19 protein-coding genes and 7 tRNA genes are annotated in these 26664 nt (G+C 60.8%); 4 read left to right on the top strand and 22 right to left on the bottom strand.

All coding sequences use genetic code 11. The annotated features are described in order from the left end of the window. Positions 1 to 31: 31 nt before the first annotated feature. The 8 genes from L1F06_RS09040 to L1F06_RS09005 form a co-directional block, all read right to left on the bottom strand. Positions 32 to 107: transfer RNA gene (locus L1F06_RS09040), tRNA-Glu, on the bottom strand. Between the two features lie 48 nt (positions 108 to 155). After that, positions 156 to 231, bottom strand: a tRNA-Ala gene (locus L1F06_RS09035). Positions 232 to 278: 47 nt separating this feature from the next. Further along, positions 279 to 354: transfer RNA gene (locus L1F06_RS09030), tRNA-Glu, on the bottom strand. 48 nt (positions 355 to 402) lie between these two features. Beyond that, positions 403 to 478 (bottom strand) — tRNA-Ala (locus tag L1F06_RS09025). Positions 479 to 527: 49 nt separating this feature from the next. Next, positions 528 to 603 (bottom strand) — tRNA-Glu (locus tag L1F06_RS09020). A 60-nt stretch (positions 604 to 663) separates the two neighbouring features. Continuing rightward, positions 664 to 739 (bottom strand) — tRNA-Ala (locus tag L1F06_RS09015). Between the two features lie 175 nt (positions 740 to 914). Next, positions 915 to 2396 (bottom strand): glutamate--tRNA ligase, encoded by a 1482-nt coding sequence (gltX, locus tag L1F06_RS09010; RefSeq protein ID WP_012018956.1) that lies wholly within the window; start codon positions 2394 to 2396, stop codon positions 915 to 917. A gap of 34 nt (positions 2397 to 2430) precedes the next feature. Next, complete coding sequence (locus L1F06_RS09005; protein WP_012018957.1) at positions 2431 to 3351, bottom strand: LysR family transcriptional regulator; 921 nt, start codon at positions 3349 to 3351, stop codon at positions 2431 to 2433. 107 nt (positions 3352 to 3458) lie between these two features. Here L1F06_RS09005 and L1F06_RS09000 point away from each other — a divergent pair, with 107 nt between their 5' ends. After that, positions 3459 to 4508: an HlyD family secretion protein gene (locus L1F06_RS09000; protein WP_129483546.1), complete on the top strand. Its 1050-nt coding sequence runs from the start codon at positions 3459 to 3461 to the stop codon at positions 4506 to 4508. After that, positions 4498 to 6051, top strand: a complete 1554-nt coding sequence (locus L1F06_RS08995) for an MDR family MFS transporter (RefSeq protein WP_129483547.1) — start codon at positions 4498 to 4500, stop codon at positions 6049 to 6051. The genes L1F06_RS09000 and L1F06_RS08995 overlap by 11 nt, the downstream gene beginning before the upstream one ends. A gap of 95 nt (positions 6052 to 6146) precedes the next feature. Here L1F06_RS08995 and uvrB read toward each other — a convergent pair whose 3' ends face one another. Then, complete coding sequence (gene uvrB / locus L1F06_RS08990) at positions 6147 to 8162, bottom strand: excinuclease ABC subunit UvrB (protein WP_003243597.1); 2016 nt, start codon at positions 8160 to 8162, stop codon at positions 6147 to 6149. Between the two features lie 248 nt (positions 8163 to 8410). Between uvrB and L1F06_RS08985 the strand changes: the two genes are divergently transcribed. Continuing rightward, positions 8411 to 9607: an amino acid aminotransferase gene (locus tag L1F06_RS08985; RefSeq protein ID WP_012018960.1), complete on the top strand. Its 1197-nt coding sequence runs from the start codon at positions 8411 to 8413 to the stop codon at positions 9605 to 9607. A gap of 238 nt (positions 9608 to 9845) precedes the next feature. Beyond that, positions 9846 to 9921: transfer RNA gene (locus L1F06_RS08980), tRNA-Asn, on the top strand. Between the two features lie 396 nt (positions 9922 to 10317). On the opposite strand, the gene L1F06_RS08975 is transcribed toward L1F06_RS08980, so the two are convergent. From L1F06_RS08975 to L1F06_RS08915, 13 genes are all read right to left on the bottom strand, one after another. Further along, positions 10318 to 10641, bottom strand: coding sequence for a ComEA family DNA-binding protein (locus L1F06_RS08975; RefSeq protein ID WP_129483548.1), 324 nt, complete (start codon positions 10639 to 10641; stop codon positions 10318 to 10320). A 94-nt stretch (positions 10642 to 10735) separates the two neighbouring features. Continuing rightward, positions 10736 to 12736: a polysaccharide biosynthesis protein gene (locus tag L1F06_RS08970; RefSeq protein WP_129483549.1), complete on the bottom strand. Its 2001-nt coding sequence runs from the start codon at positions 12734 to 12736 to the stop codon at positions 10736 to 10738. A 104-nt stretch (positions 12737 to 12840) separates the two neighbouring features. Continuing rightward, the gene (locus L1F06_RS08965; protein ID WP_129483550.1) at positions 12841 to 13848 is read right to left on the bottom strand and encodes an MraY family glycosyltransferase; all 1008 of its coding nucleotides are present in this window, start codon (positions 13846 to 13848) and stop codon (positions 12841 to 12843) included. Next, positions 13845 to 14804 carry an NAD-dependent epimerase/dehydratase family protein gene (locus L1F06_RS08960; RefSeq protein WP_129483551.1) on the bottom strand — a complete coding sequence of 320 codons (960 nt, stop codon included), beginning with the start codon at positions 14802 to 14804 and terminating at the stop codon, positions 13845 to 13847. Before L1F06_RS08960 ends, L1F06_RS08965 begins: the two co-directional genes overlap by 4 nt. Further along, on the bottom strand, positions 14804 to 15994 hold the full coding sequence (locus tag L1F06_RS08955; RefSeq protein ID WP_129483552.1) for a glycosyltransferase family 4 protein: 1191 nt from the start codon (positions 15992 to 15994) through the stop codon (positions 14804 to 14806). The genes L1F06_RS08960 and L1F06_RS08955 overlap by 1 nt, the downstream gene beginning before the upstream one ends. A gap of 58 nt (positions 15995 to 16052) precedes the next feature. After that, entirely contained in the window at positions 16053 to 18608 is a 2556-nt protein-coding gene (locus tag L1F06_RS08950) for an acyltransferase family protein (RefSeq protein ID WP_129483553.1), read from the bottom strand. Between the two features lie 26 nt (positions 18609 to 18634). Beyond that, entirely contained in the window at positions 18635 to 19834 is a 1200-nt protein-coding gene (locus L1F06_RS08945) for a glycosyltransferase family 4 protein (protein WP_129483554.1), read from the bottom strand. Between the two features lie 84 nt (positions 19835 to 19918). Next, positions 19919 to 21730 carry a hypothetical protein gene (locus tag L1F06_RS08940; RefSeq protein WP_129483555.1) on the bottom strand — a complete coding sequence of 604 codons (1812 nt, stop codon included), beginning with the start codon at positions 21728 to 21730 and terminating at the stop codon, positions 19919 to 19921. Continuing rightward, complete coding sequence (gene cysC, locus L1F06_RS08935; protein WP_129483556.1) at positions 21718 to 22350, bottom strand: adenylyl-sulfate kinase; 633 nt, start codon at positions 22348 to 22350, stop codon at positions 21718 to 21720. The genes L1F06_RS08940 and cysC overlap by 13 nt, the downstream gene beginning before the upstream one ends. Before the next feature lie 60 nt (positions 22351 to 22410). Next, on the bottom strand, positions 22411 to 24246 hold the full coding sequence (locus tag L1F06_RS08930) for a heparinase II/III domain-containing protein (RefSeq protein ID WP_177491248.1): 1836 nt from the start codon (positions 24244 to 24246) through the stop codon (positions 22411 to 22413). A gap of 33 nt (positions 24247 to 24279) precedes the next feature. Then, a complete protein-coding gene (locus L1F06_RS08925) occupies positions 24280 to 25029 on the bottom strand; it encodes a hypothetical protein (RefSeq protein WP_129483558.1) in 750 nt (249 codons plus the stop codon). Next, a complete protein-coding gene (locus L1F06_RS08920; protein ID WP_129483559.1) occupies positions 25026 to 25889 on the bottom strand; it encodes a sulfotransferase domain-containing protein in 864 nt (287 codons plus the stop codon). The genes L1F06_RS08925 and L1F06_RS08920 overlap by 4 nt, the downstream gene beginning before the upstream one ends. Before the next feature lie 23 nt (positions 25890 to 25912). Then, positions 25913 to 26662, bottom strand: coding sequence for a hypothetical protein (locus L1F06_RS08915; protein WP_129483560.1), 750 nt, complete (start codon positions 26660 to 26662; stop codon positions 25913 to 25915). Positions 26663 to 26664 lie beyond the last annotated feature (2 nt).

Genomic DNA, 26664 nt, shown 5'->3' with positions numbered 1-26664 from the left:
CCCCTGGGTTCCGCAAATGCGGCAAGAAAATTGGCGTCCCCTAGGGGACTCGAACCCCTGTTACCGCCGTGAAAGGGCGGTGTCCTAGGCCACTAGACGAAGGGGACGAAACCTTCGAACGACAAGGCCAGCACTAGGCTGGCCTTGAGTGTGATTGGTGGAGCTAAACGGGATCGAACCGTTGACCTCTTGCATGCCATGCAAGCGCTCTCCCAGCTGAGCTATAGCCCCGAAACCTTGCGGTCGGCTCGCAGCGCCTGCGCGCTGCGACTGGAAAGTGGCGTCCCCTAGGGGACTCGAACCCCTGTTACCGCCGTGAAAGGGCGGTGTCCTAGGCCACTAGACGAAGGGGACAGAACCTTCGAAGAACAAGGCCAGCACTAAGCTGGCCTTGTCAGTGTTTGGTGGAGCTAAACGGGATCGAACCGTTGACCTCTTGCATGCCATGCAAGCGCTCTCCCAGCTGAGCTATAGCCCCGAAACCTTGCGGTCTGGCTGCAGCGCCTGAGCACTGCGGCTGGAATAAGTGGCGTCCCCTAGGGGACTCGAACCCCTGTTACCGCCGTGAAAGGGCGGTGTCCTAGGCCACTAGACGAAGGGGACGCAAGACCCTGATCGTGAATCGACTCACATCGATTCTGGCACTCCCGAAGGAGTCGAGATTGGTGGAGCTAAACGGGATCGAACCGTTGACCTCTTGCATGCCATGCAAGCGCTCTCCCAGCTGAGCTATAGCCCCATCTCGAGGACGGGGCGCATGTTAAGAGCGCCCCGATTGGCTGTCAACAACATTTTTCCTGCTAGCCAAAAGTTTTTGCCACTAGAACAATTACTTAGGGTCGTACGACACCCGTAGGGTGCGCCGCGCGCAGCACGGCAATGAAGATACCCCGGTGCGCGTGGCGCACCCTACGTCAGGCGATGCTCGCCAGCAGCTTCTCCCACTCCTTGGTCTCTTTCTTCGAGGTGCCGCCGAGCAGCTCCAGCGCCTGGCGCAGGCGGAAGCGGGTCAGATCCGGGCCGAGGATTTCCATGGCATCGAGCACCGACACCGAGCTGGCCTGGCCGGTGATGGCGGCGAACATCAGCGGCATGGCGTCACGCAGCTTCAGCTCCAGGTGCTCGACCACCGCCTGGATGCAGCCGGTGATGCGCTCCTTTTCCCACTGGCGCAGCGACTCGAGCTTCCACAGGATCAGCTGCATCAGCTGGCGCACCTGGTCGGGCGACAGCTTCTTGTGCTCGAACAGCTTGGCGTCCAGGTTCAGCGCGCCGGAGAAGAAGAAGCCGGCCAGCGGTGCGATCTGGCTGAAGGTTTCCACCCTGCCCTGCACGTGCGGCGCGATCTTCATCAGGTACTCGGGGTTGAGCGCCCATTTCTGCACTTCCGCGGCGAAGGTTTCCACCGGCAGCTCGCGCAGCCACTGGCCGTTGAGCCAGGACAGCTTCTCCAGATCGAAGATCGGCCCGCCCAGCGACACGCGGTTGATGTCGAAGTGCTCGATCATCTCGTTCAGGGAGAATTTCTCGCGCTCGTCCGGCATCGACCAGCCCATGCGGCCGAGGTAGTTGAGCATGGCCTGCGGCAGGTAGCCCATGCGCTCGTAGAAGGTGATGCTGGTGGGGTTCTTGCGCTTGGACAGCTTGCTCTTGTCCGGATTGCGCAGCAGCGGCATATAGCACAGCGCCGGCTGTTCCCAGCCGAAGTACTCGTACAGCTTGATCAGCTTGGGCGCCGACGGCAGCCATTCCTCGCCGCGCAGTACATGGGTGATGCCCATCAGGTGGTCATCGACCACGTTGGCCAGGAAGTAGGTCGGTAGGCCATCGGCCTTCATCAGCACCTGCATGTCCATGCGATCCCAGGGGATCTCGACATCGCCACGCAGCATGTCCGGCACCACGCAGACGCCTTCGCTCGGCACCTTCATGCGCACCACGTGCGACTCGCCTGCGGCGATGCGGCGCTGCGCCTCGGCCGGATCGAGGTGCATGCAGTGGCCGTCGTAACGCGGGGTTTCCTTGTTGGCCATCTGCTGCGCACGCACTTCATCGAGGCGCTCGGCGGAGCAGAAGCACGGGAAGGCATGGCCCTTGGCGACCAGTTCGTCCGAATACTGCTTGTAGATCTCGCCGCGCTCGCTCTGCCGATACGGGCCATGCGGGCCGCCAACGTCCGGGCCCTCGTCCCACTCGATGCCCAGCCAGCGCAGGGCGTCGAAGATCTGCTGCTCGGACTCGCGGGTCGAACGCAGCTGGTCGGTGTCTTCGATACGCAGGATGAACTGACCGCCGTGCTGGCGAGCGAAGCACAGGTTGAACAGTGCGATGTAGGCAGTGCCGACATGGGGATCGCCAGTCGGCGAAGGCGCGATACGGGTACGGACGGTGGTCATGAATGCTCTCGGAAGGAAGACACGAGGTTTTGAATCAAGCGGGCGATGTTAGCAGGCCGGCGCCCCCCGGCTCCAGCAGCCCGCCGCGGGTGATGGGCAAGCTGGCGATGAGAAAGTCGAGGAAGGTCTTGACCTTCATCGCCTGGAAGCGCCGCGACGGGTAGATGGCATAGACCTCCCCCACCGGCAGGCGCGCCTCGGGCAGCAGCTCGACCAGGCGCCCACTGCGCACCGCCTCCTCGCTGATCATTACCGGCAGCCCGGAGATACCTGCACCGGCCAGGGTCGCCTCGCGGGCGAAGGTGATGTTGTTGCAGGTCATCACCCGCTGGCAGGGCAGATGCTCGCCCAGCAGCGGCCAGTAGCGGGGGGCATCGTGCTGCAGGAGGATCGCGCGATGCCCCTCCAGCTCGGCGACACTGCGCGGCGTACCGTGCGCCGCCAGGTAGGCAGGGCTCGCGCACAGGCGCCGGCCACTTTCGAACAACTTGCGCGCGATCAGCGTGGAATCCTGCGGCTGGCCGACCTGGATGGCGATGTCCACACCCTCCTCCAGCGGGTCCACGGATCGCGAGGTCAGCTCTACCTCGGCGTCGATCTGCGGGTACTGGCGCATGAACTCACCCAGCACTCGCCCGAGAAAAAGCTGGCCGAACTCGATGGGTGAGGTGATGCGCAACAGCCCCGACGGCTCGCGCTGCAGCTGCATCACCGCCTGCTCGGCCTCGGCGAAGTCGAGCATGATCTGCCGACAGCGCTCGTAGTAGGCCTGCCCTACCTCGGTGAGGCGCAACTTGCGCGTCGTCCGGTTGAGCAGGCGCACACCCAGACGCTCTTCGAGCAGCGCGATGCGTCGGCTTACCGTGGACTTCTGCATGCCCAGGCTGGTCGCAGCCTGGGTGAAACTGTGGCACTCCACCACTCGGGTAAAGATCAGCGCGTCATCCAGCCCCATCATTGTTCCCCAGAAGCAACAAAGCATGCCAAGTCTAGCGCCTACTAGCGCAAAGGGAACACTGTTAAATTTGCTTACATTTTCCCGAGCACACCCGAGCCGCAAGCATGCCCGCCAAACTGCAACGCCGTCTTCTCGTCTTCCTGATCCTGCTGGCGCTGATCGTCGGCGCCCTGCTCGCCCAGTGGCTGATGGTCGGCCGCTACCACGAGAGCACCGACAACGCCTACGTACAGGGCGAGATCACCCGCGTCTCCAGCCAGTTGAATGCGCGCATCGACAAGGTGCTGGTGCGCGACAACCAGCACGTGGCGGCTGGTCAGTTGCTGGCGGTACTTGAGGACGCCGACTTCCGCCTGGCTCGCCAGCGCGCCCTCGCCGCCTTGCAGACCCATCAAGCCGAGCGCGCCCAGGCGCAGAGCAAGCTCGACCAGCAGGCCAGCCTGATCGCGGCCAGCCAGGCCGAGGTTGCCGCCAGCCAGGCCACGCTCGAACGCGCCAAGCTCGATCTCGGCCGCGCCCAGACCCTGCGCAAGCCGGGTTACGTCTCCGAAGAACGCGTCACCACACTGGCCGCCGACAACCGCGTGGCCCGCTCGCAAGTGGCCAAGGCCCAGGCCGATCTGCAGGCTCAGCGTCAGCAGGTCGCCAGCCTGGAAGCCGAGCTCAAGCGTCTGGATGCGCTGATTCTTTCCGCCCAGGCCGACCTGGAGCAGGCCGACCTCAATCTCTCGCGCACGCAAATTCACGCGCCGATCAGCGGCATGGTCGGCCAGCGCTCGGCGCGTGAAGGCCAGGTGGTGCAAAGCGGCGCCTACCTGCTGTCGCTGGTACCGGATCAGGACATCTGGATCCAGGCCAACTTCAAGGAAACTCAGATCGGCCGCATGTATCCGGGGCAGACGGCCGAGTTGCTGTTCGACAGCTATCCCGACACGCCCATCGAAGGCCGCATCGACAGCCTGTTCGCCGCCTCCGGCGCGCAATTCAGCCTGCTGCCGCCGGACAACGCCACTGGCAACTTCACCAAGGTGGTGCAGCGCATCCCGGTCAAGCTGACCTTCGCTGCCGACAATCCGTTGCGTGGACTGATCCGCCCCGGCATGTCGGTGGAAGTCACGGTGGATCTGCGCAGCGACGAAAGCCATGGCGGGTGATGCGCTGATCCGCCCCACGGCGGAGCCCAGCCGCCGCGACTGGATTGCGGTGATGAGCGCTATGCTCGGCGCCTTCATGGCAGTACTGGATATCCAGATCACCAACTCGTCGCTGAAGGATATCCAGGGCGCGCTGTCCGCCACCCTGGAGGAAGGCTCGTGGATTTCCACCTCCTACCTGGTGGCCGAGATCATCATGATCCCGCTGACCGCCTGGCTGGTGCAGCTGCTCTCGGCGCGGCGCCTGGCGGTATGGGTATCGGTGGGCTTTCTGATCGCCTCGCTGCTGTGCTCCCTGGCCTGGAGCCTGGAAAGCATGATCGTGTTCCGTGCTTTGCAGGGTTTCACCGGCGGCGCGCTGATCCCGCTGGCGTTCACCATGACGCTGATCAAGCTACCCGAGCACCACCGCGCCAAGGGCATGGCCCTGTTCGCCATCACCGCCACCTTCGCCCCCTCCATCGGTCCCACCCTCGGCGGCTGGCTGACGGAGAACTGGGGCTGGGAATACATCTTCTATATCAACGTACCGCCAGGCCTGATCATGATCGCCGGGCTGCTCTATGGCCTGGAGAAAAAGGCGCCGCACTGGGAGCTGCTGAAGACCACCGACTACGCCGGCATCGTCACCCTCGGCCTGGGCCTGGGCTGCCTGCAGGTATTTCTCGAGGAAGGCCATCGCAAGGACTGGCTGGAGTCGCACCTGATCGTCGGCCTCGGCAGCGTGGCGCTGGTCAGCCTGATCCTGTTCGTGATCCTGCAGCTGTCGCGGCCCAACCCGCTGATCAACCTCGGCGTACTGCGCGAGCGCAATTTCGGCCTGGCCAGTATTTCCAGCCTGGGCCTCGGTGTCGGCCTGTATGGTTCGATCTACGTGCTGCCGCTTTACCTGGCGCAGATCCAGGGCTACAACGCCATGCAGATCGGCGAAGTGATCATGTGGATGGGCGTGCCGCAGCTGTTCCTGATTCCGCTGGTGCCCAAGCTGATGAAGGTCATCTCGCCGAAATGGCTGTGCGCCCTGGGTTTCGCCCTGTTCGGCGCGGCGAGCTTCTTCTCCGGTGTGCTCAACCCGGACTTCGCCGGCGAGCAGTTCCAGCACATCCAGATCATCCGCGCACTTGGCCAGCCGCTGGTGATGGTCACCGTGTCGCTGATCGCCACCGCCTACATCCTGCCGCAGGATGCCGGCTCGGCCTCCAGCCTGTTCAACATCCTGCGCAACCTCGGCGGCGCCATTGGCATCGCGCTGCTCGCGACCCTGCTGGATGCCCGCGCCAAGGTCTATTTCGACTACCTGCGCGAATCCATCGTGCCAACCAACCCGCAGGTCGAGGAGCGTCTGCAGCTGCTGACCCGGACATTGGGCAGCGAGCAGGCAGCTTTGGCCAGGCTCAGCCAGATCGTCCATGAGCAGGCGACCATCATGGCCTACAACGATGCCTTCCACTTCATCGGCATCGCCCTGGGCGTGAGCATGCTGGCGATCCTGCTGACGCGAAAGCTGCCGCAGAACATGGCCAGTGGTGGCGCGGCGCATTGACACCACTCGAATGTAGGAGCCTGCTCGAGTCCGGCAGATCGCCCGCAAGCGGGCTCCTACGAAGCCACAAGCAGGATGTAGCCGGACGGACGGCGCTACACCTGCAACAAGCGATCGCGCAGCTTCTGGATCTCGTCACGCAATTGCGCCGCGGCCTCGAACTCCAGATCACGCGCCAGGGCGTACATCTTCTCTTCCAGCTGACGAATGCGCTTGGTGATCTCGCTCGGCGAGCGCAGCTCGCTCTCGTAGCGAGCGCTCTCCTCCGCCGCCTTGGCCATGCCCTTGCGCTTGTTGCTGCGCGCGCCCGGCACCACGGCGCCTTCGAGGATGTCCTTGACGTCCTTCTGCACGCCCTTGGGCACGATGCCGTTGGCCTCGTTGAAGGCGATCTGCTTGGCGCGGCGCCGCTCGGTCTCGCCAATGGCGCGCTGCATCGAGCCGGTCATGTTGTCGGCGTACAGAATCGCTCGGCCGTTGAGGTTACGCGCCGCGCGACCAATGGTCTGGATCAGCGAACGCTCGCTACGCAGGAAGCCCTCCTTGTCCGCATCGAGTATCGCCACCAGCGACACCTCGGGCATATCCAGGCCCTCGCGCAGCAGGTTGATGCCCACCAGCACGTCGAAAGTGCCCAGGCGCAGGTCGCGGATGATCTCCACCCGCTCCACCGTGTCGATGTCCGAGTGCAGGTAGCGCACCTTGACGTCGTGGTCACCCAGGTAGTCGGTCAGGTCTTCGGCCATGCGCTTGGTCAGGGTGGTGACCAGCACGCGATCCCCTGCCGCCACACGCAGACGAATTTCCGAGAGCAGGTCGTCGACCTGAGTGCGCGCCGGTCGCACCTCCACTGCCGGGTCGACCAGACCGGTGGGGCGCACCACCTGCTCGATCACGCGCCCGGCATGCTCGGCCTCGTAAGGCCCCGGCGTGGCGGAGACGAAGATGGTCTGCGGGCTGGCGGCCTCCCATTCCTCGAAACGCATCGGCCGGTTGTCCAGCGCAGAGGGCAGACGGAAGCCGTATTCGACCAGGGTTTCCTTGCGCGAACGGTCGCCCTTGTACATGGCGCCGACCTGTGGCACCGAAACGTGGGATTCGTCGATCACCAGCAGCGCATCGTCCGGCAGGTAGTCGTACAGCGTCGGTGGCGGCGCACCGGCCGGACGCCCCGACAGGTAGCGTGAGTAGTTCTCGATGCCGTTGCAGTAGCCCAGTTCGAGGATCATCTCCAGGTCGAAGCGCGTGCGCTGCTCAAGGCGCTGCGCCTCCACCAGCTTGTTCGCCCCGCGCAGGTACTCCAGGCGCTGCTGCAACTCGACCTTGATCTGCTCCACCGCCTCCAGCAGGGTTTCGCGCGGAGTGACGTAGTGGCTCTTGGGGTAGAAGGTGAAGCGCGGCAGCTTCTGGATCACCTCGCCGGTCAGCGGATCAAAAGCGCTGATGCTCTCCACCTCGTCGTCGAACAGCTCGACGCGAATGGCCTCCAGATCCGATTCCGCCGGAAAGATATCGATCACGTCGCCGCGCACGCGGAAGGTGGCGCGGGCGAAATCCATGTCGTTGCGCGTGTACTGCAGCTCGGCCAGGCGGCGCAGCAGCGCGCGCTGGTCCATCTTGTCGCCACGGTCGAGGTGCAGCACCATTTTCAGGTACTCCTCGGGGCTGCCCAGGCCGTAGATCGACGACACGGTGCAGACCACGATGACGTCCTTGCGCTCGATCAGCGCCTTGGTCGCCGACAGGCGCATCTGCTCGATGTGATCGTTGATCGAGGCATCCTTCTCGATGAAGGTGTCCGACGACGGTACATAGGCTTCCGGCTGGTAGTAGTCGTAGTAGGAGACGAAATACTCCACCGCGTTGTTCGGGAAGAACGCCTTGAACTCGCCATACAGCTGCGCCGCCAGGGTCTTGTTCGGCGCCAGCACCAGAGTCGGCCGCTGCACCTGGGCAATCACGTTGGCCACGGAAAAGGTCTTGCCCGAGCCGGTCACGCCCAGCAAGGTCTGGTGCGAAAGCCCGGCTTCCAGCCCCTCGATCATCTGCCGGATCGCCTCGGGCTGATCGCCGGCCGGTTTGAAGCGGGTCACCAACTGAAATTCGGACATGCAGCACCTCGACAAATGGCTGTGACGCATCCCTTCGGACTGCGTCAAAAGCCATGAATTGCGGGGCGATCTGGCGATAGGTCCAAGTAGAGTCGAATTACCTGGCAAAAGGCCTTAATTCAGGGCTTTGCGCTGTCGCCCCCTGAGTTCAGGGTCGTTATACTAACGCCCCGTTTACGCGCCCCCTAGCGCTTTGTTTACGCGGGGCGTCTGGCCACCCACCCCTCACTCGAGCTGCCGCACCCATCATGAGTCTCTTCTCTGCCGTCGAAATGGCTCCGCGCGATCCCATCCTGGGCCTCAACGAAGCATTCAACGCGGACACCCGCACCACCAAGGTCAACCTTGGCGTGGGCGTCTACTACAACGAGGAGGGGCGAATTCCGCTGCTGCGCGCCGTCGCAGAAGCCGAAAAGGCTCGCATCGAGGCCCATGCTCCGCGTGGCTACCTGCCGATCGAGGGCATCGCCGCCTACGACAAGGCCGTGCAGGAACTGCTGTTCGGCAAGGGCGCAGCCCTGATCGAAGCCGGCCGCGTGATCACCACCCAGGCCCTGGGCGGCACCGGCGCACTGAAGATCGGTGCCGACTTCCTCAAGCGCCTGCTGCCGGACGCCACCGTGGCCATCAGCGACCCGAGCTGGGAAAACCACCGCGCCCTATTCGAATCCGCCGGTTTCCCGGTGCAGAACTACCGCTACTACGATCCGTTCAGCAATGGCGTGAACCGTGGCGGCATGCTCGAAGACCTGCGCAACCTGCCGGCCCGCTCCATCGTTGTGCTGCACGCCTGCTGCCACAACCCCACCGGCGTCGACCTACAGCTGGAAGACTGGAAAGCCGTGCTGGAAGTACTGCGCGAGCGCGAGCACGTGCCTTTCCTCGACATCGCCTATCAGGGTTTCGGTGATGGCATCGACCAGGACGCCGAAGCCGTGCGCCTGTTCGCCGAGTCGGGCCTGGAGTTCTTCGTCTCCAGTTCCTTCTCCAAGTCGTTCTCGCTGTACGGCGAACGTGTCGGCGCCCTGTCGCTGGTCACCAGCAGCCGCGAAGAGTCGACCCGCGTGCTCTCGCAGCTCAAGCGCGTGATCCGCACCAACTACTCCAACCCGCCGACCCACGGCGCCACCGTGGTCGCCAGCGTGCTCAACAGCCCCGAGCTGCGCGCCATGTGGGAAGCCGAGCTGGGTGAAATGCGCGAGCGCATTCGCAGCATGCGCCTGGCCATGGTCGAGCAGCTGGCGGCCCTGGGCGCCAAGCGCGACTTCGGCTTCGTCGCCGAGCAGCGCGGCATGTTCTCCTACTCCGGTCTCACCGTTGAGCAGGTCGAGCGCCTCAAGGAAGAGTTCGGCATCTACGCCGTCGGCACCGGCCGTATCTGCGTCGCCGCGCTGAACAACGGCAACCTGGACAGCGTCACCCGCGCAATTCACGCCGTTCTTTAAGTTTCAGCGACACCCAAGAAAACGCCGGCTTACAGCCGGCGTTTTTTTATGAGCACTATTAAGTGGGTAGTCCAAGCATAGCGGGGGATGTCTATCAGAGCGGGGTATTCCAGTAGGGGCTCAAGAAAGCCTAACCACCAAGGGTCGATGCACTCGGTGCGCACAGCGCACCCTGCACACGAAAGTCCCAGCAGAGTGTTGACTTCTCTTTTTTAATCAGTAACATACGCGCCGTTGTTCCGCGATAGCTCAGTCGGTAGAGCAAATGACTGTTAATCATTGGGTCCCTGGTTCGAGTCCAGGTCGCGGAGCCAAATTCAAAAGCCTCGGTTGATCCGGGGCTTTTTTGTATGCGTTGGACTCTCACCAGGGACTACGCCCCAGGTTATTCGCTCCCCCCTTTGGGGCTGCGCTAAAGCGCGCTCAGCTTCGCTGTCGAGTCCAAGCCGCGGAGCCAAATTCAAGAACCCAGCCTAGCGCTGGTTTTTATTGCCTGCGGATTCTAATCAGGAATCCCGTCCCAGCTCATGCCCTCCCCACCGTTCTGGAGCTGCGTCCCGGGCAACTAGCAGCATCGGATCACGCATAATCCCTGGCTTTCGCACCAAGATAGCCCCAGCAGATCTGAAAAATCGTAATAACTCGTGTAACTATTCCCAAAACGAAAAAGGCCGGTCAAAGACCGGCCTCAATAGCAACACCACTTGGTGTCAGTTCACGCTCAACTTGTCGCGGTTCTTCTCCAGCGTTGCCGGGCCAATTCCCTTGACCTCCAGCAACTCGTCAACCGAAGTGAAGTTGCCATGCTCCTCACGGTAGGCAACGATCGCCTGCGCCTTGGTCGCACCTATACCTGCCAGCTCCTTCTGCAGGGTCGCTGCATCGGCAGTGTTCAGATTGACGGTGGCCACCTGTGCAGACTGCACTGCTGCAGGCTTGGCACTTTCGGTTTTGGGAGACTCAGCCGCGGTGGCAGCCATGGAGAGAGAAGCGAGAACAGCGAACAGCAGGGAAGAAAGACGGGCTTTCAGCATGATGTGCTTTCCTTGTCGTAAGTTGATCCATGTGGGACTTCCAAGCTCCACGAGGGAAAAATTAGACGCTACTCTCAGATTGTCAAACTACCTCTCATGCATCGGTTCGGCGCTGGATGTAAATGTGATCGACAATTTCGCCGTCTGGCACGTACCCATTCACGGTTTCACGCAGCAACTGACGGACCCGATCATAATCATCACACTCCACAGATATCAGCAGCTCCTTCAGAACACCTTTGTAGATATCCCAAGGCAACATTTCCTCGTCGGCCCTCATAATCATCGGGTGCTCGGTTTCGCTGACGTTATCGCCGATCAGCAGCTCCTCGTAGAGCTTCTCCCCAGGCCTTAGACCGGTGAACTCGATGGCGATATCACCGTGCGGGTTACGCTCCGAGCGTACACTCAAGCCACTCAAGTGAATCATTTTCTCAGCCAAATCAAGAATCTTGACCGGCGCCCCCATATCCAGCACGAACACATCCCCCCCCTGCCCCATGGCTCCTGCCTGGATCACCAACTGCGCAGCCTCAGGGATAGTCATGAAATAGCGGGTGATATTGGGATGTGTAACCGTAACCGGACCGCCACGGCGAATCTGATCATGAAAACGCGGAATTACCGAGCCGGACGACCCCAACACATTGCCGAAACGCACCATGTTGAATCGCGTCTTGTTGACTCGATGCACCCCGTCCTCGCCAAAAAGCATCGGAGCAGTTTCGCGGCTTAGCGCCTGCAGAATCATCTCTGCCAAACGCTTGCTGCTGCCCATCACGTTGGTCGGCCGCACCGCCTTGTCCGTGGAAATCAGCACGAAATGCTCGACTCCGGCCTGTATCGCCGCCTGCGCGGCATACAACGTGCCCATCACGTTGTTCAGCACCCCCTCGGCGATGTTGTGCTCGACCATCGGCACATGCTTGTAAGCCGCCGCGTGGTAGACCGTATCGACACTCCAGGTGCGCATCACGTCCAGCAAACGCCCGGAATTGCGCACCGACCCCAGAATGGGCACCAGTTGCTGGGACAGAAATTCACGCTGAATACGCTGCTCCAGCTCAGTGTGAATGCTGTAGAGGTTGTATTCCGAGTGCTCGAACAACACCAGAACCTTGGGGCCAGTGGCGATTATCTGCCGGCACAGCTCGGAACCAATTGACCCGCCGGCACCGGTGACCATCACCACCTGGCCGCGAACACAGCGCTCCAATAGGGTCTGATTCGGCGGCACCGGATCGCGTCCGAGCAAGTCGGCGATATCGACCTCCTGCAGATCGTCGACCTTCACCCGACCACTGGCCAGATCCATGAACCCCGGCACCGACCGAACATGTAACGGATAGCGCTCGAGATCTTCGAGGATTTCGCGACGACGAGCACGTGACAACGAGGGCACCGCCAGCAAGATTTCCTGCGCCCCGGTCTCCTCAATCATCTGCTGGATATGTTTGGGCTTGTAGACCTGCAGGCCGGCGATGATACGCGTGGCGATATTGTCGTCGTCATCGACGAATGCCACCGGCTGCATGGAACGGCCCATACGCAAGGCAGCAACCAACTGATTGCCGGCCGCACCGGCACCGTAGACGGCCACTTTCACCAGCGACTGAGGCGGCAGAGCGTTGATGAACGGCATCCGCCGAGCCGCCACGTACCAGTCGCCCATAAAGTACTGGCGCATCAGCAGGCGCAGCCCGCCGATCATGAATAGGCTCAGCCACCAGTAGTTGAACACCAGCGAACGTGGCACTAGCGCAGGCGGTTCGCGGTACCAATAGACCGCCAGGGCCAAGGTCAGAGCAGAAAGAGAAACCGCCTTGAATATCGCGAACAGCGCATCGTTGCCGAAATAACGCATCACCGCACGATACATACCCAGGCGGATGAAACAGGGGATGGCGATCAGCGGAGCCGCCGCGAACAACCAGAGGTGATCGCCCCAGGGCTCGATACGCTTGTCGAAACCGAGGCGCACCACGAACGCCAGCCACAATGCCAGCCAGACCAGGCCGATATCCACCATTACCTGTAACAGGCGCTTGTAGCGTCGCGGCAATTTGACCAACGCCTTGCGCAGCTTATCTGTCATCCATTCCTCTCAATAGTCCAATGGTAGGCCATAGACCCTATATCGCCCCACTTAACACCCTAACGCCAGAACCACGCATACAGCTGCGATAAACGGCGTAGAAGCTACTCCGCCGCCCCCGCCTCGAATCGTCGAGCCAGCCAAGCTAACGGACTATAGGCCAGAAGCAGCCCGACGACGCCATTCAGATAACCGAGCGCTACACAAACGGCCAAGGGTAGCAGCCAGAACAGATTCAGCAGCGCCACGGCAAGCGTGACCGGCAGATGCCGTCCGCAACGACGCGAGGCGAACTGATAGGCATGGCTACGATGCGCTTCGTACACCCGCTCGCGCCTCAGCAGACGGTGCAGCAGGGTCCAGGTGGCATCCACCACGAATACCCCCAACAGGATCAGCCAGCCCCAGAGCAGCTCGCTCGCCACCCAGGCTGCCTGCAATGCCAGCCCGCCGAGGACCAGCCCGAGAAAACCACTGCCGGCATCGCCCATGAAGATACGCGCTGGCGGAAAGTTCCAGTACAGGAAACCCAACACCGCCAGCGCCAGTGCCAACGGCGTCCAGACCAACGCCGGATACCCGAGCAGTACATAGAGCAGCGCCCCCCCCAGGCACACGCAAATCGCCTCCACCGCGGCGATACCGTCTATCCCGTCCATGAAGTTGTAGAGATTGAGCAACCATACCAGGCCGACCAACGCCAGCCCTTGCCCCAACCAACCAAGCTCCAGGGTCACATCGCCCGCCTGCAATGGCGGCAAACCACCCAGCCAGAGCAACACCCAACCGGCGGCGATGAAATGCCCGAGCAGACGCCAGCGCGCGGCGACATGGCCGTGATCGTCGAGAAAGCCCAGTGCCGCCACCCAGGCGCCACCGCCCAGCAGCGCCCACATCCCCGACCAGGCCAGCACGCCCTCCAGCGCCAGCAGCGGCAGCGCAACGAGAAACGCCAGCACGATGGCCAGCCCGCCCCCGCGTGGCGTGGGCACCGCATGCGAGCTGCGCGCATTGGGCACATCCAGCAGACTGCGCGCCAGGGCATAACGACGCACCTCCCCGGTCAGCACCCAGGACACCAGCAGCACACCCAGCAGCCATAACGGCATCATCGGCTGCACTCCCGAACGAAATCCCTCACGGTGGCGGCTAATGCGTCATCTACGCCCTGCGGCGCCTGCCAATTCAGCAGGGAGCACGCCTTGCTGCTATTCACCCATAACTCACCGCACAGACGTTGTGCCGCAGCCCCACGCCCCAGCAGATGCAGGCCGGCACTCAGCCAGGCGCGCGGGACCGGCACCAGCCAGGAACGCGAGTCGAGCGCGGCAGCGAGCTTTCGACTCAGCTCGGTAACGGACAGATCCTGGCCATCGCTGACCAGGAACCGCTGATTGGCTGCCAACGGGTGGCTCACGCAGCAGACGAGAAAATCGGCCAGGTTCTCCAGCGCCACCAGACTGCGCTTGTTATGCAGCCCCCCCAGCGGCAGCGGCAAGCCACGGGCGAGCGCCTGGAGCATACGCCGAAAGTTGGCCCGCACCCCGGGCCCGTATACCAGTGGCGGGCGGACCACCACCCACTCCATGCCATGCTGCTCGCAGAATGCCTGCACCAGCTGCTCCGCCTCCCATTTGGAGCACGCATAGGCGTCCTGAGGGCTGGCCTCATCAGCCTCGGAAAAAGGCCTGCCCGGCGCGTTGGCCTCGCCGTTGACCTTGATCGAACTGACCAAGACGAAGCGCCGGACACCGGCCTGGGCCGACGCCTCAAGCAGGGCTCGCGTACCCTCCACGTTGACCGCCCTGAAAGCCGCCAGCGGATCCTGCGCACGCTCCTGCATCACATGCACCCGCGCCGCGGCGTGCACCACCACGTCGATCCCACGCAGCAGCTCGGCATCGACCGGCCCCTTGGCTAGATCGCCCAGCGCCCGTTGCTCGCAATCAACATTGCCCGCCGTCGGCGCACGCACACCTGCAATCGCCTGCAGACCACTTTCGCGCCCCAAACGGCGCAGAACGGCCATGCCGACCAGGCCATTAGCTCCTGTGACCAACACCCGCATCAGACCGGCTCCAGCAATTGCAAAATGTCCTGCGCCATCTCGTCCATGATTCGCTCGCGGGCATAGCGCTGAACAAAAGCCGAACGATCGGTTAAGCCGATATCTAGCTGCTCGAAACACTCGAGTGCCGCCTCCGGGTCGCAGGGTGCGAATACCGAGGTATTGGCGACCTCGGCAGCGATAAACTCCGCCGCATAGCCCGCCACACCTGCCCATATGGGCTTACCGGTTGCAGCGTACTCGAACAGCTTCGACGGCAGCACGCGCTTGAAGGCGGGGTAATCATTCAAGTGCAGAAAGAGCACATCAGCTTCCCGATAGAGCTCCAACAACTGCTCCCTTGCCACGGGAGGAATCAGCTCGACATTATCCAGAGCCATCGATCGCAACGCCTCACGTAGTGGTTCAAGACGCCCGCCTGCCCCCACGACGCGGAAGTGAGCACGCCCGCGTAGGCGCCGGGCCAGCTCCGGCAGAATCAGGTGCATCCCCTGCCCGTCGCCGAGGTTGCCGGCATACAGAACCTGTAGCGGCTCGGCAGCCGGGCGCGGAAACGACTTCTCGACACCCGCCGCGAACGTCACAAAGGCCTCGTCCACGCCATTGGAAAACACGGGAAAGCGCAGCGCCGGATAGCGCGGCTGGAAATACCCGAGAAAACCTTGAGAAACCAGGTTCACTCGCTGTGCACGCCCTATCGCCCAGCGTTCGAGCGCACCAAAGATCCAGCCCAGGGGCATGGCCAGCAATGCCGGAAAGAGCACCTTCAGGTTCTCGACGAAGATGTCTCTGATATCCAAATAGAGGCGCGCCCTGTGGCGGTAAGCGACCCAGCCCCCCAGCACGGCGGTCATCAGTCGCGAAGAGGTGGCCACCACCAGGTCATAGTCCTGACCAGCGGTCAGACGACGCACCTTGCGCGTATATCGCCAGAACGCCACCGCCTGACCGAGGAAACCCTCGCGCATCTGTGGCAAGTGCACGCGCCGCACATACAAGCCGGGCGACTCCTCGACAGAGTCGACTTCGAATGCCTGACTGGCATAGCGATTGGGCTGGGTTGTCAGTACGTCGATCTTTACCGCTCCGGCACGGCGCCGAAGAGCGTCAACAAGCGCCCGCGCACGGAAGGAGCCCGCCGACAAATCGGGCGGGTAAAAGAAGGTCAGCAGCAATATTCGTTTAGACATAAAGACTTAGGTCCCCCGCCCGCACATCGGAAGCCGATCGCCCCCCTAGCATCGCCAATCAGTTCCGACCGGACCCTATGGCCCAAGCGACATCACGAACGACTACCACCCCAGTTGCGGCCGCGTCGTAGCGCCCCAGCTCCTTGCCCACCGCCGGATAGATGGACACCTCCAGTGCATCCAACTCACCAGGAAAAACATATTGGACCTGTAATCGCCACTCACCGTCAGCGGCACTCACATCGGCCTTGACGGCGCCGCTGTCGCCGCGCTTCGCCAACTGGGCCGATGCGCAGTCCAGCATCACATCGTACTGGTTCAGGCGCTCGCCCTGCCGGGCCCTCAGGCGCAACAGAGGCAGCGCATCCGTACAAGAGGCCAGCGTCATCTGCAAGCGAACCGGAGCATCCTTCTGCAACTCCCACAGTTCGTCTACCGCAAAGCTGTAGCGATAGGCCGAAAACTCCCTCGGGCTGGCATCAGCCAGGCGCATACCGGCGGCATGCTGCTCACGCTGGGCATTTCCGCGCCATTGCCGGGACGAATCACCAAGCATCAGTGAATTCCAGCTCTTTACCGGGACATTGAAGACTGCCTTATCACGCTCAAGCAGAGTCTTATCAAGAGGGGCTGCGCCTACACTGAATACTCCGCCGCCGAGTTGAGCAAAGAAGTCCGGCACACCTTTTGCGCGCACGATCTGCCGACCTATGACCCAGGAACCTTCCATGCTCAGATGGCTGGCATCGAAATACACCAGCCTCCCATCGAGATAGGCGCTGCACTGTCCGTTGGGACACAGCTGCCCGCGCGGATCGAAGAAATGCACATTGGCTCGCCTTGCCGCCAGCGCGGACAACCGGGCATTGTTTTGCACCACACCGGGGCGTTCGAGACCACTCTCGTTGCATGTCAGCATCGGCAACTTCAGCGCCTTCTGCAGACACTTGCGATTGACCACCTCGAAATTCGGCACCTGGGCCAGAATGATCACCTCCTTGCCCTGTCCAACCAGGAAGTCGACCGTAGCCTCCAAGTCCGTGAAGAAGTTGTCACTCCTGCGCGCGTGAACAGTCCAGGCCGCACCCAGAATCACGGTAGAGTAGTTACCCAGATGCCGGCGAACCACCTCGATTGAGGCCAGGCATCGTTCCAGTATCTCCAGCTTCTGAGTGGCCGCAGCCCCTTCCAGCAGAGGCGGACAGCTGCTGTGTACCGCATTGCGGAAAGCAAATCCGCTCGCTTCGGCGAAGGCCCCCAACATGCCGACGTAGTGCGCCGCATTGGAGTCGCCCCACAGCAGCACCGAGGGTTCCCGCTCGGGATTTATGATGCAGGCCTTGCTCTGCAAATCCGCTTCGCTCAAGCGGGCACGCTGGCACACATAGGGAAAGGAATAGGCGGCCGGCGCGGGGCTCAGTCGCTTCAAGTCCACCCTATACTGTGCATCTAGGCCATAGAGGCCGAACCCGCCGCTCAACAGAAGTGCACCGCACAGCAGCGACAAAACCGCGGCGTTGACCGCGACAACCCGCATCATAACCCGGGGAAAGTCCCAACGCAGTTGGCGGCAGGGCTTTTCGACCCAACGATAGCTGGCTACCGATAGCAGCAGCATCAAGCCGAACAGCAACACGCCGGCCAGCGGCCCAACGACACCGTAGATGTAGCGATAGAACGCCAGCACCGGCCAGTGCCACAGGTACAGGGAGTAGGAAATCAAGCCGATCAGCACCAGCGGGCGCAAGGCCAATACCCTACTCACCCCCACGGCCCTTCCGCTGCCGGCCCATATCAGTAAGGCCGCGCCCAAAGTAGACGGCAAGGCATTGATCCCGGGGAAGCCCATATCCTCGGTGATCCAGCCCAGGGTGGCGACGATCAACCCAGCCCCGACCAGCCCGAGCAAAAGCCTTGCCCAGTTGGTAATGACCGTATGTCCACGACTTATCCAGATCGCCAGCAAGGCCCCAACCAGCAACTCGCCGGCACGGGTCGGCAACATGTAATAAGCAAACATCGGCTTCTTGGGAATCAACACCTCCGCCAGAATGAAGGAAGCGAGCGTCAGCAGCAGAGTGACCGGCAGAAGCCAGCGCCGGGTAAAGCGCGTCAGCAGGGCGAGCAGGATGATGGGCCAGAACAGGTAGAACTGCTCCTCCACCCCCAGCGACCAGAGATGCAACAGCGGCTGCAGGTTGCTGTCATCGGCGAAATAGCTGGTATCGAGAAAATAAGTGAAATAGACGTTGGCGGCAGAAAACACCGCGGCCAGGGACGAGTAACCCAGCCCGCTCAGATCCTCGGGCAGCAGAATGAGTTGCCCAATCAGCAAGGTCGTCAGCAGTACGACGAACAACACCGGCAAGATGCGCAGCGCACGCCGCCGATAGAACTCAGCCCAGGAGAAGCCCCGAGCCGAGCCGGCATCCTTGATGATGTTACCGGTGATCAGGAAACCAGAAATAACGAAGAAGATGTCGACCCCAGCAAAGCCTCCCGGCAGCAGGGTAGCCTCGATATGAAATAGCACCACCGCCAGTACCGCGATAGCACGCAGGCCATCGATATCGGGACGGTAGTTGGCCTTGGCGTCGTGAGCAAGAATCGTCATGTTCGCTTATCTACAGAAGATTTCGATTAACCGAGAATCCGGCGGTACAGCTCGACCAGCAGGTGTTCCTGCACCTCCCAGCTCAGCGCAGCCGCGGCAGCACGAGCCCGCTGCGCATGATGCTGGCGAAGTCGGACATCTGCGACCATGCGCCGTAGCGCGTCGGCAAGCGCCTCGCTATCGCCGGCCGGCACCAGCAGGCCAAGATCGTGCTGCCTAACGATGCGGCGGATCTCCGGCAGGTCGGAAGCGACCACCGGCAATCCTGCCTGCACGTACTCGAACAGCTTGTTGGAATCCGTCGTGTAGTGATTGAGGCAGGTATTCTCGATGGGTTGCACGCCGATATCGGCCGAGGCGGTATAGGACGGCAGGTCGGCCAGCGCGACAGTTGGGATGAAGCGCACCCGGTTCTCGAGCCGAAGCTCCTGAGCGATCTGCCGCAGGCTGGCATCCAGGCGCCCGCCACCAATGAAAACGAAGTAGGCCTCCGGCACCAGGGCGGCAACCCGCACCAGGCGCTCCAGCCCACGCCCCTGCTGCACTCCACCCTGATAGAGCACGATGGGCCAGGGTTCGCTGAGCCCAAGCTCCTGGCGGATTCGCTCGGAAGCCAGGAGTTGCTGCTCGCGCGGCCGGTTCTGCAGCACCAGAGGACGGGCGATGCCGTAGGCGCGGGCGAAGAACTTGGCGCGCGCTTCGGTGGTGGTGATGGTCCCGTCAGCACTGGGCATCAGGGCCCGCTCAACTATCGCCACCAGTTTCCTAAAGCTGGAATAGCCTTCGCGGCTGGTGCTGATCTCATGGGCGTCGTAGACCAGCCGCGCGCCCGACAGTCGCGCCGCCAACCACGCCGTGGGCAGGGTATTCACATCGTGCGCATGCACCACGTCGGCACGCAGTCGCATCATGCGCCAGAGCAATACCAGGTGGGTCCAGGCACGCGCGGCGATGCGCAGTGCCTGCGCGAAGGAACCCATACGGCCAATACGCCCGGCACTCACCGGATTTGCAACAGCGGCCGCACCAGCCGGACGCTGGCCCAGGCGCCAGAACGGACTGCGAGGGACACGCACCACCTCGATGCCCGTGGAAACGACCTCGCGCTCCTGCGTGATGCCGGGCGCATGCAGCGCATGCACGATCACGGCATGCCCCGCGGCCGTCAGGCTCTCCGCTTCCTTTAGCACACGAGCGTCATTGCGAAACTCGTTCCAGACAATCATTGCAATACACGCCACACAGCCCCCTATGCCATGGCCCGCGGGCCATGGCTGAAATCCAAAATTCTGCTAGCCAAAACCGCCCGGTCACCGCTCCAAAGCATCGAGGGTGTCACTGAGCTCCCTGAGCAGAGTGAAGGCACTGAGATACCGCCCTTGAGCGCAGCGCTCTTCGAATGCGAAGGCCAGTGCCGCCAGTCGCACCTGCAACGGAGACAGGTGCCGCAATGCCTCACTGCTCTCACAGGCGCGCGCAAAGGCCTGATCCAGCCGCTCCAGTCCAAGCTCGACCGGCCAGCCACTGCCTACCGGTTCAAGGCTCCAACGCTCCCATCTGACGGCCCGCAGGGAGGAGCCAAGCGCGTAGACATTGCCAGTGACGATGTCAGGGTTGTAAAGGCACTTAGGCAGTGCTTCGAGTTTTTTTTGTAAACGCTGGGGCGATGTCACAAAGGCGTCCACCAAGTGTCGAACATCTGCACCAGCCCACCTTGAAAAGACGTTACAGCGCGCCCACAACACCGGACCACATCGTTCGACCAAACTGCCCGACTGGTGCCGAGCAGTCAGCGTATCCGGCACCGGCCAAACGCAAGATTCGATAAAAACCTGCTCGCGGCACTCATAAACAGTTTGATCATCCAGTATCTGTCGCGCCTGCTCAGCCCACTCATACAGATGGGCTGCGAAACCGTCGTGCTCGGAAACCTTCAGAAGTCTCGGCGCTGAGCTTCCCGGATATACAGCCAAGAGTGGCACGGCGCGCGCCATCCGCTTCGTCTCTTGGCGATTGAAAGCCCTAAACAGAAAATGCTCGGCAGCTCGCTCAGGTACCTGACAGGTCAGATGCAAAGCGAGCTCACCTCTACGGCCCGCTTCGACCTGCTCGATTCCTGGCTCTACGCCAGACGCACCTGCCTCTGCCAAAACTTCCCTCACCCAACCTAGGCACTGCGGTGACGCGATCAGACGCAAAAATGACGGTATTACCGGTTCGCGCTGATCTTGAATGATTGCATCAGTCTCGCCATCAAGAAGTTCCGGCTGGTCTTCAGATTCATCGAGAAAGCCGCTGGAATCCTCGTCATCGAACGCACCAGTTTGCAACTCACCAAGCACCCTGAGGATTCGCTCGCGTCGGCTATACAACCGGTCAATACCTTTCACCGCCTGGGCAAGCCTACTGAACATCTGCCGACACAGCAGCAACGCCAGAATACCCAGCAGCAAGCCCTGGGCATTGCCATAGAGGTAGTCGAAGACCAAGTAGCCGAAAACCAGCAAGAAGCCGCTGGCGGACACCACATCGATGAGGCGCGACAGTTGCCCCTGGGCCGCCTCCAACAGCAGTGGCGACCAGGCAAACACCAGCGCTCCGATCAAGAAGACAGCAGTGAAATACCCCAACACGACGGCAAGCAGCACTGGCTTGTATAAGCCAAGAAAACCCAGCACGGCGACGGCGAGTACCATACCGCTGGCGATGGTTACCATCCCTTGATAGGAGCTCAGTGCGACCTTCCGCTGCCTGGCAAATGCTTCACCCTCCTCACGCAACAGGATAAGCCGGTCACTTGCTGCTCGGGCCAAGGCTCCGCCAATGAAATCCATGAACAAGTGCGCCAGATAGAGCATCAGTGCACTAGCGGCGAGAAGCAGGATCAGACGTTCGCGCTCAATGCCGATCATGACCGGGGGGAAGTACCCCGGCACCCCCGTTGAACCGAGGAGGATCATGACCTTTAGCGGCAACAAGAAGGCCGCTATCTGGAAGAGCTGCGAGCACAGCGAGGCCAGAATCGAGGCAGGCACCTGCAGCGGAGCAACCCGCAACAGTCGGAAAGCGAAAGCCACCAACCAGGCTAGAGCACTCTTACAACCTGCGATCAAGAAGGCCACCGCTCCGGGAAAACCTCACCCAGCAACTGAGCCACAAGCGCATCGACGTCTTGGACCGCAGTATCCAGCGTCACCTCTGGATTTTCAGGCACCTCGTAGGGACTATCGATACCGGTGAAATCGGTAATCTTTCCACTACGCGCCATACGATAGAGCCCCTTTGGGTCGCGCGCCTCGCACACCGCCAACGAGGTGTCAAGGTAGACTTCGAAGAACTGTTCCTCCGCAAACAGCTCACGAGCGCGGGCGCGGTCCTCACGAAAAGGCGAGATGAACGCAGCTACCACGACCAGCCCAGCGTCGACCATAAGCTTGGCGGCCTCTGCCACGCGCCTAATGTTTTCGCTGCGATCTGCAGCACTCATGCCCAGATCCTTGCACAGACCGTGGCGAACGTTGTCGCCGTCCAGCAGCATGGTTTTCAGACCTGCGCGCTGCAACGCCACCTCCAAGGCATTGGCCAAGGTTGACTTGCCGGAACCCGACAAACCGGTAAACCAGATGCAGCGCGGTTGCTGGCCGAGACGTTGCGCCCGCACTTCCGGTGTGACACTGGTGTGATTCCAGACTACCAACGACGCACTGTCGTTTTGTTTCAGTTCATAGGGCGGTTCGGCCACGCTCAGACCTCGAAAACTTACTAAAAAGTGCCAGTGTACAAGGCGATATGGGGAACGACATCAGCTTCGGTTATGCCGCGAGTAATCCACCAATAGCTCCCCCTCAGCCGGCCTTGCGATCTCCAGACGGTGCGAGGCAAGGTTATCCTGCCATTTCAAGCGAATCTGCCTGCCGGACACATTGGCCTTCGAATGGACAAAATCGGTTTCAATGCCGTCGATGAAGCTGAACAGCGTGGCGAAACTACCGGACACCGTGCCGGTCTGCTCATAGCAGAACGCAAAATTCGGCAGCAGCTGTCGCTCGGACGGCGACCACCACCCCTGCAGCTGCGGTTCGGACTCGCCATAGTAAGTCCTGGAAGCGGCGCTACCGGATATCAAGGGTGCGACCTGCAGCCCCTGCCCGGTCTTGCCCGAGACAGCCTTATATCCATTGCCTTGGCTCTCAAGCTGCCAATCTTCCGCCAAATGGAACCACTGCCGTACGTCGTGGGCAGACGCCAGATTGTCGTGGAACCAGTCAAAAACAATCAGCCACTCACCCGGCATCAACAACAGCAAGCGTGCATGGCGGTTGCCCTTGAAGTGGCGGCACTCGGTTTCCATCGCCACCAGTCCACAGGGCAACTCAAGGCTGCGTCCCAGGGCGACACCGTAAGGTTTGATCCCTCTACGCGGGTAGTTGCTCGCATCGAATTCCAGGCAGTTATGCGCCCGCGTGGACTCGCAGTAGACGCGCTTGGGATCCGAGTACCAGTGGCCGTCGAGCCAAAGATCGGAGTCCTGCTCAGTCTTACCTAGATAGCCATAGCGCCCGGCATCGACCAGCACCTCGCTGCCGCGGTCGTACCAGAAGAACGACAAGTCGTCGGCATGCTTGTGGGTGCGTGAATGGAAAGCTGCGGTCTGGGCCAGATAGGCCGCCTGCTCTGTGAAACCTGCTACAGGTTGTCGGTAAACGAAGTAGCCGCCCTGCTCGAAACGCTTGAGACCACTGCCCGGACTTTTCCCGACCATACCAGCGGAGGCCTGCCACCGCATAGCCGGGGCACGCCATTCGCTCTCAGCCTGCTTTGTGCTCCGAGAGATGTCCCGATAGTCAGAATCGCCGAAGTTGACCAGGCGCCGATTGGGCAACACGAACCAGGCCAACGCCTGCTCCACCTGCTCGGACAACTCGATCAAATCGGGGTCTGCCACTAGGCCGCTGCCGATCAACCCGCTTAGAGTGTCATAGACCATGCGGTGATAGTCCGGCGAATGCTCCCGGTGCACCCCATCGGCGGCGAATTGCTGTTCCAGCATGAGTCGAAGGCGCGCCTTGCCCTGAGCATGAGCCTGCGCCATAAGCGGCGACTGAGCGCTAAAGCGCCGCCCCATGGCCAGCTGTCCAGCCACCTGGTAATAACCATGGTTGCTATGGAAGGCGATATTCGCATCCTCGACTAGGTAAGCCTGATGAGCCAGCAAAGCCTCCCAAAGCAGCGCATCTTCCTGGGCTGACAGCACCTGCGCCGCACGGGCCGCGTCAAGCAGATAGGCCAGACGATAGGCACGCAGACCTACCGCCATGTCGTACCAAGCGAAGGGCGTATCCGACTTGGGCCCAGAGCCATAACGAGCAGACCAGTCTAAAGCGATGTTCACACAAAGAATGAGTAGCTCGGGCTGTTGCTCAGCTGAATAGGCTGCTAACGGAGCATCTAGCATGTCCCAGCTATGTATGTGAAAATTCCATGAGCGCTGCGCATTATCGAGCTGCGCCCAAGGAATGTTTGAGTCAAGAAAAACAGTGGGGTAATTGCCACATCGCCATCCAGATATCAGTATTTCTTGCACACGAGTTCTCAAGACACCCGTCGAAATCCCCGTTAACAGCTCATAGCTCAGCATCATCAGAATCCGTACATCGGTAAAAAATGACCCTTAGCGTTCATAGCCAGCTAACTGCAGTACTGGTTCGGCTTTACGACGCAGCAGCTCTAAGGTCTTCACATCGAATACATCTGTTGGCGACAAGTGTTGAGCATTCTTTTTAAGGAAGGGGAACTCGCTCATATCAGGTGTTCCAACCAGTGGTGTTAGCATGCGGGCTAGATCCTCCTGAAGGTTCTCGTAGCGCATCACGTCCTTCACCAGAAGACGCCCCTCTTCCGTATACAAGTTGCTATTCAAGCGTTGCAGGAAGCCCTCACTCTCGATAAACGCTCTAGCCCTTTCATTAATATCGTTCAGGTCTATCTCGCAAGCACCGCGCTCGTGGTACGCCGAGTTGTTGTACAGCAACACGAACAACAGCCAGCTGTAGGGGTGACGCTCAACAGTGAAGAAGTGAAAGTCTTCCCAGCGATAGCCATTACCTTCCAGCAGTCGTTTAATCTTGCTGGCCGGCATATGCCCAACGTAGAGGCGCTTGGCTGATCTGATATATCGCATTGCCTCATCAAAGCAGTCATCCATGCACAGTTGCATGTACGCTCGCTCAACTTCGGGGTCAGCCGCGTAGTTGCAACTGCACCAGCCACGCTCGACGCACCACTTTTCATCTCGCGGCGTCAACTGGGTAACCACGTCGCCCGCAACGGTATAGCGCCGCAGAAAGGCTTCGAGCGAGGTGCTGGCGGTCTTTCTGGTTTTAACGAAGACAAAACGATGTTCGAAACTGATGATGGTCATTGCCGTTCCACCTGTTCACTTGGAGCCGGGCATCCTTGCCATAGCCCCTCGACCTGCGCAGCAAAACGCTCATACACCGGCCGATAAAAACGCTGCACCTCACTGCGCAATGCCTGCCCCACCGTAATCTCGTTGCTCGAAGCATTCACTCTGAGCTCATACTTGGCGGGCATAAGTGACAATCCCAGAAAGTTGCACACTTGCTTGGTCGTCGCCTCCTTGAACAACGTCTCGTAGAAAAAGAGGCCGATGTCTTCAGGATCGAATACTTGTTCAAGGCGCTCCAGAGTCTGGTCATAGCGGCCCCGCATGACGAAAGCTGGTGATGCGTAGAGCTCACGGAGAACGGTCTCCCCATCTCCGCCAAAATGACAACGCCCGGTATAGGACTCGCCCGGTTGCCGCAAGACATGCTGGACCGCCGAGATACAGCGTTCGACCGGATCACGCATCAGTAATATCACCCTCACCCTAATACCGCGGCGGGCGAACTCGTCACGAATCTCGATCAGTGCCGACACTGGCAGGGCGGAATAGGACGGCGTGATATCCCCAGTCACATTGATTGCGTCCTGCTCCAGCAGGGCAGTGAAGTAATCGTAGTATCTCTGCGTATCGCCGAGAAAGCCGGCCACTAGCCGATCGATAGGTTTGAGCCGCTCCACACCCTGCAAAAGTTGATTGATCCGACGTTGCAGAAACTTCCTGCGAATTCCCTCATCCGCAACATGCAAGGCATCGAATACATGGTATTCCTTTGCTGCCCCCATGTTCGCCTGCGGGTGCCCGGACAAATACGAATGCAGCCAGGTAGTACCACTTTTCTGCGCCCCCACCCCTAGCAAGAAAACCTTTTCCACGGCACATCACCTGCGTGAATTTATTAATCTATGAGCGCGTATCCATAGCGCCTTACCAGGCGCTTATCCAACTGCCGGTTTATAATTTCTATGTCCTGCTCGGCTAGGCCGGAACGCCAACTCTCACCCAAGTAATAGTCCCGATAATAGTTAAAGTCCTTACTACCGTCCTTGGTCGATGCCAGCACGTTGCGGAACTCGCTGGGGCGAACCATACCCGCCACCTGCGCTATTCGCTCAATCACCTGCTGCGGATCGATCAGCGTATCCTCCGCCCGTAGGTGGAGCGCTCGGTCCTCATCGGCATCGCGTAGGTAACTGGCGTTCTTGGCATTCCACAGATGTACCGGACTTTCCATCCAGCGCGGCATGCCCTCACGCCAGACCGTTTTCCAAGGACGCGTAAGAAATTCGCTAAAGCTCGGCTTCTTTGCGTAGTACTGGTGATAGGGACGCTTATAGAGCGACAGCAGCCAGGCGTACGGATTCTTGGTCAGCGTCACCACCGTCACGCTATTCCGCTTATAGAGACCAGTTCTCTTCAGGCGCGGCCAATTTACCGCTGCATGTTTCCACCCTAGGTTACGACCATAACTACTCATGAAATAAAGATCGCGCAACCACTCATTGCCCGGCCACTTGTCCTGATAGCGCTTTATATTGGCGGGCACCACGCTCGGTAGTTCTTCCAGATCCAGATTCAGCCGGATCAGTTCACTAAGATAATTGGTATTGGTATTGCGTTCGCCGTACAGCTTGACCAACTTCTTCATTC

The organism is Pseudomonas hydrolytica (genome assembly GCF_021495345.1).
GTDB lineage: Bacteria > Pseudomonadota > Gammaproteobacteria > Pseudomonadales > Pseudomonadaceae > Aquipseudomonas > Aquipseudomonas hydrolytica.
Note: the sequence above shows the minus strand (reverse complement) of the source record. Positions and strands in the feature narration are given on the sequence as shown.

Bases quoted from the DNA above. Each gene is read 5' to 3' on its own strand.
- L1F06_RS08975 (WP_129483548.1), bottom strand. From the start codon at position 10,641: ATGCTGAAAGCCCGTCTTTCTTCCCTGCTGTTCGCTGTTCTCGCTTCT.
- L1F06_RS08930 (WP_177491248.1), bottom strand. From the start codon at position 24,246: ATGCTGAGCTATGAGCTGTTAACGGGGATTTCGACGGGTGTCTTGAGA.
- L1F06_RS08995 (WP_129483547.1), top strand. From the start codon at position 4,498: ATGGCGGGTGATGCGCTGATCCGCCCCACGGCGGAGCCCAGCCGCCGC.
- L1F06_RS08925 (WP_129483558.1), bottom strand. From the start codon at position 25,029: ATGACCATCATCAGTTTCGAACATCGTTTTGTCTTCGTTAAAACCAGA.
- L1F06_RS08955 (WP_129483552.1), bottom strand. From the start codon at position 15,994: ATGTCTAAACGAATATTGCTGCTGACCTTCTTTTACCCGCCCGATTTG.
- gltX (WP_012018956.1), bottom strand. From the start codon at position 2,396: ATGACCACCGTCCGTACCCGTATCGCGCCTTCGCCGACTGGCGATCCC.
- L1F06_RS08960 (WP_129483551.1), bottom strand. From the start codon at position 14,804: ATGCGGGTGTTGGTCACAGGAGCTAATGGCCTGGTCGGCATGGCCGTT.
- L1F06_RS08915 (WP_129483560.1), bottom strand. From the start codon at position 26,662: ATGAAGAAGTTGGTCAAGCTGTACGGCGAACGCAATACCAATACCAAT.
- L1F06_RS09000 (WP_129483546.1), top strand. From the start codon at position 3,459: ATGCCCGCCAAACTGCAACGCCGTCTTCTCGTCTTCCTGATCCTGCTG.
- L1F06_RS09005 (WP_012018957.1), bottom strand. From the start codon at position 3,351: ATGGGGCTGGATGACGCGCTGATCTTTACCCGAGTGGTGGAGTGCCAC.
- L1F06_RS08985 (WP_012018960.1), top strand. From the start codon at position 8,411: ATGAGTCTCTTCTCTGCCGTCGAAATGGCTCCGCGCGATCCCATCCTG.
- L1F06_RS08950 (WP_129483553.1), bottom strand. From the start codon at position 18,608: ATGACGATTCTTGCTCACGACGCCAAGGCCAACTACCGTCCCGATATC.
- L1F06_RS08945 (WP_129483554.1), bottom strand. From the start codon at position 19,834: ATGATTGTCTGGAACGAGTTTCGCAATGACGCTCGTGTGCTAAAGGAA.
- L1F06_RS08965 (WP_129483550.1), bottom strand. From the start codon at position 13,848: ATGATGCCGTTATGGCTGCTGGGTGTGCTGCTGGTGTCCTGGGTGCTG.
- L1F06_RS08970 (WP_129483549.1), bottom strand. From the start codon at position 12,736: ATGACAGATAAGCTGCGCAAGGCGTTGGTCAAATTGCCGCGACGCTAC.
- uvrB (WP_003243597.1), bottom strand. From the start codon at position 8,162: ATGTCCGAATTTCAGTTGGTGACCCGCTTCAAACCGGCCGGCGATCAG.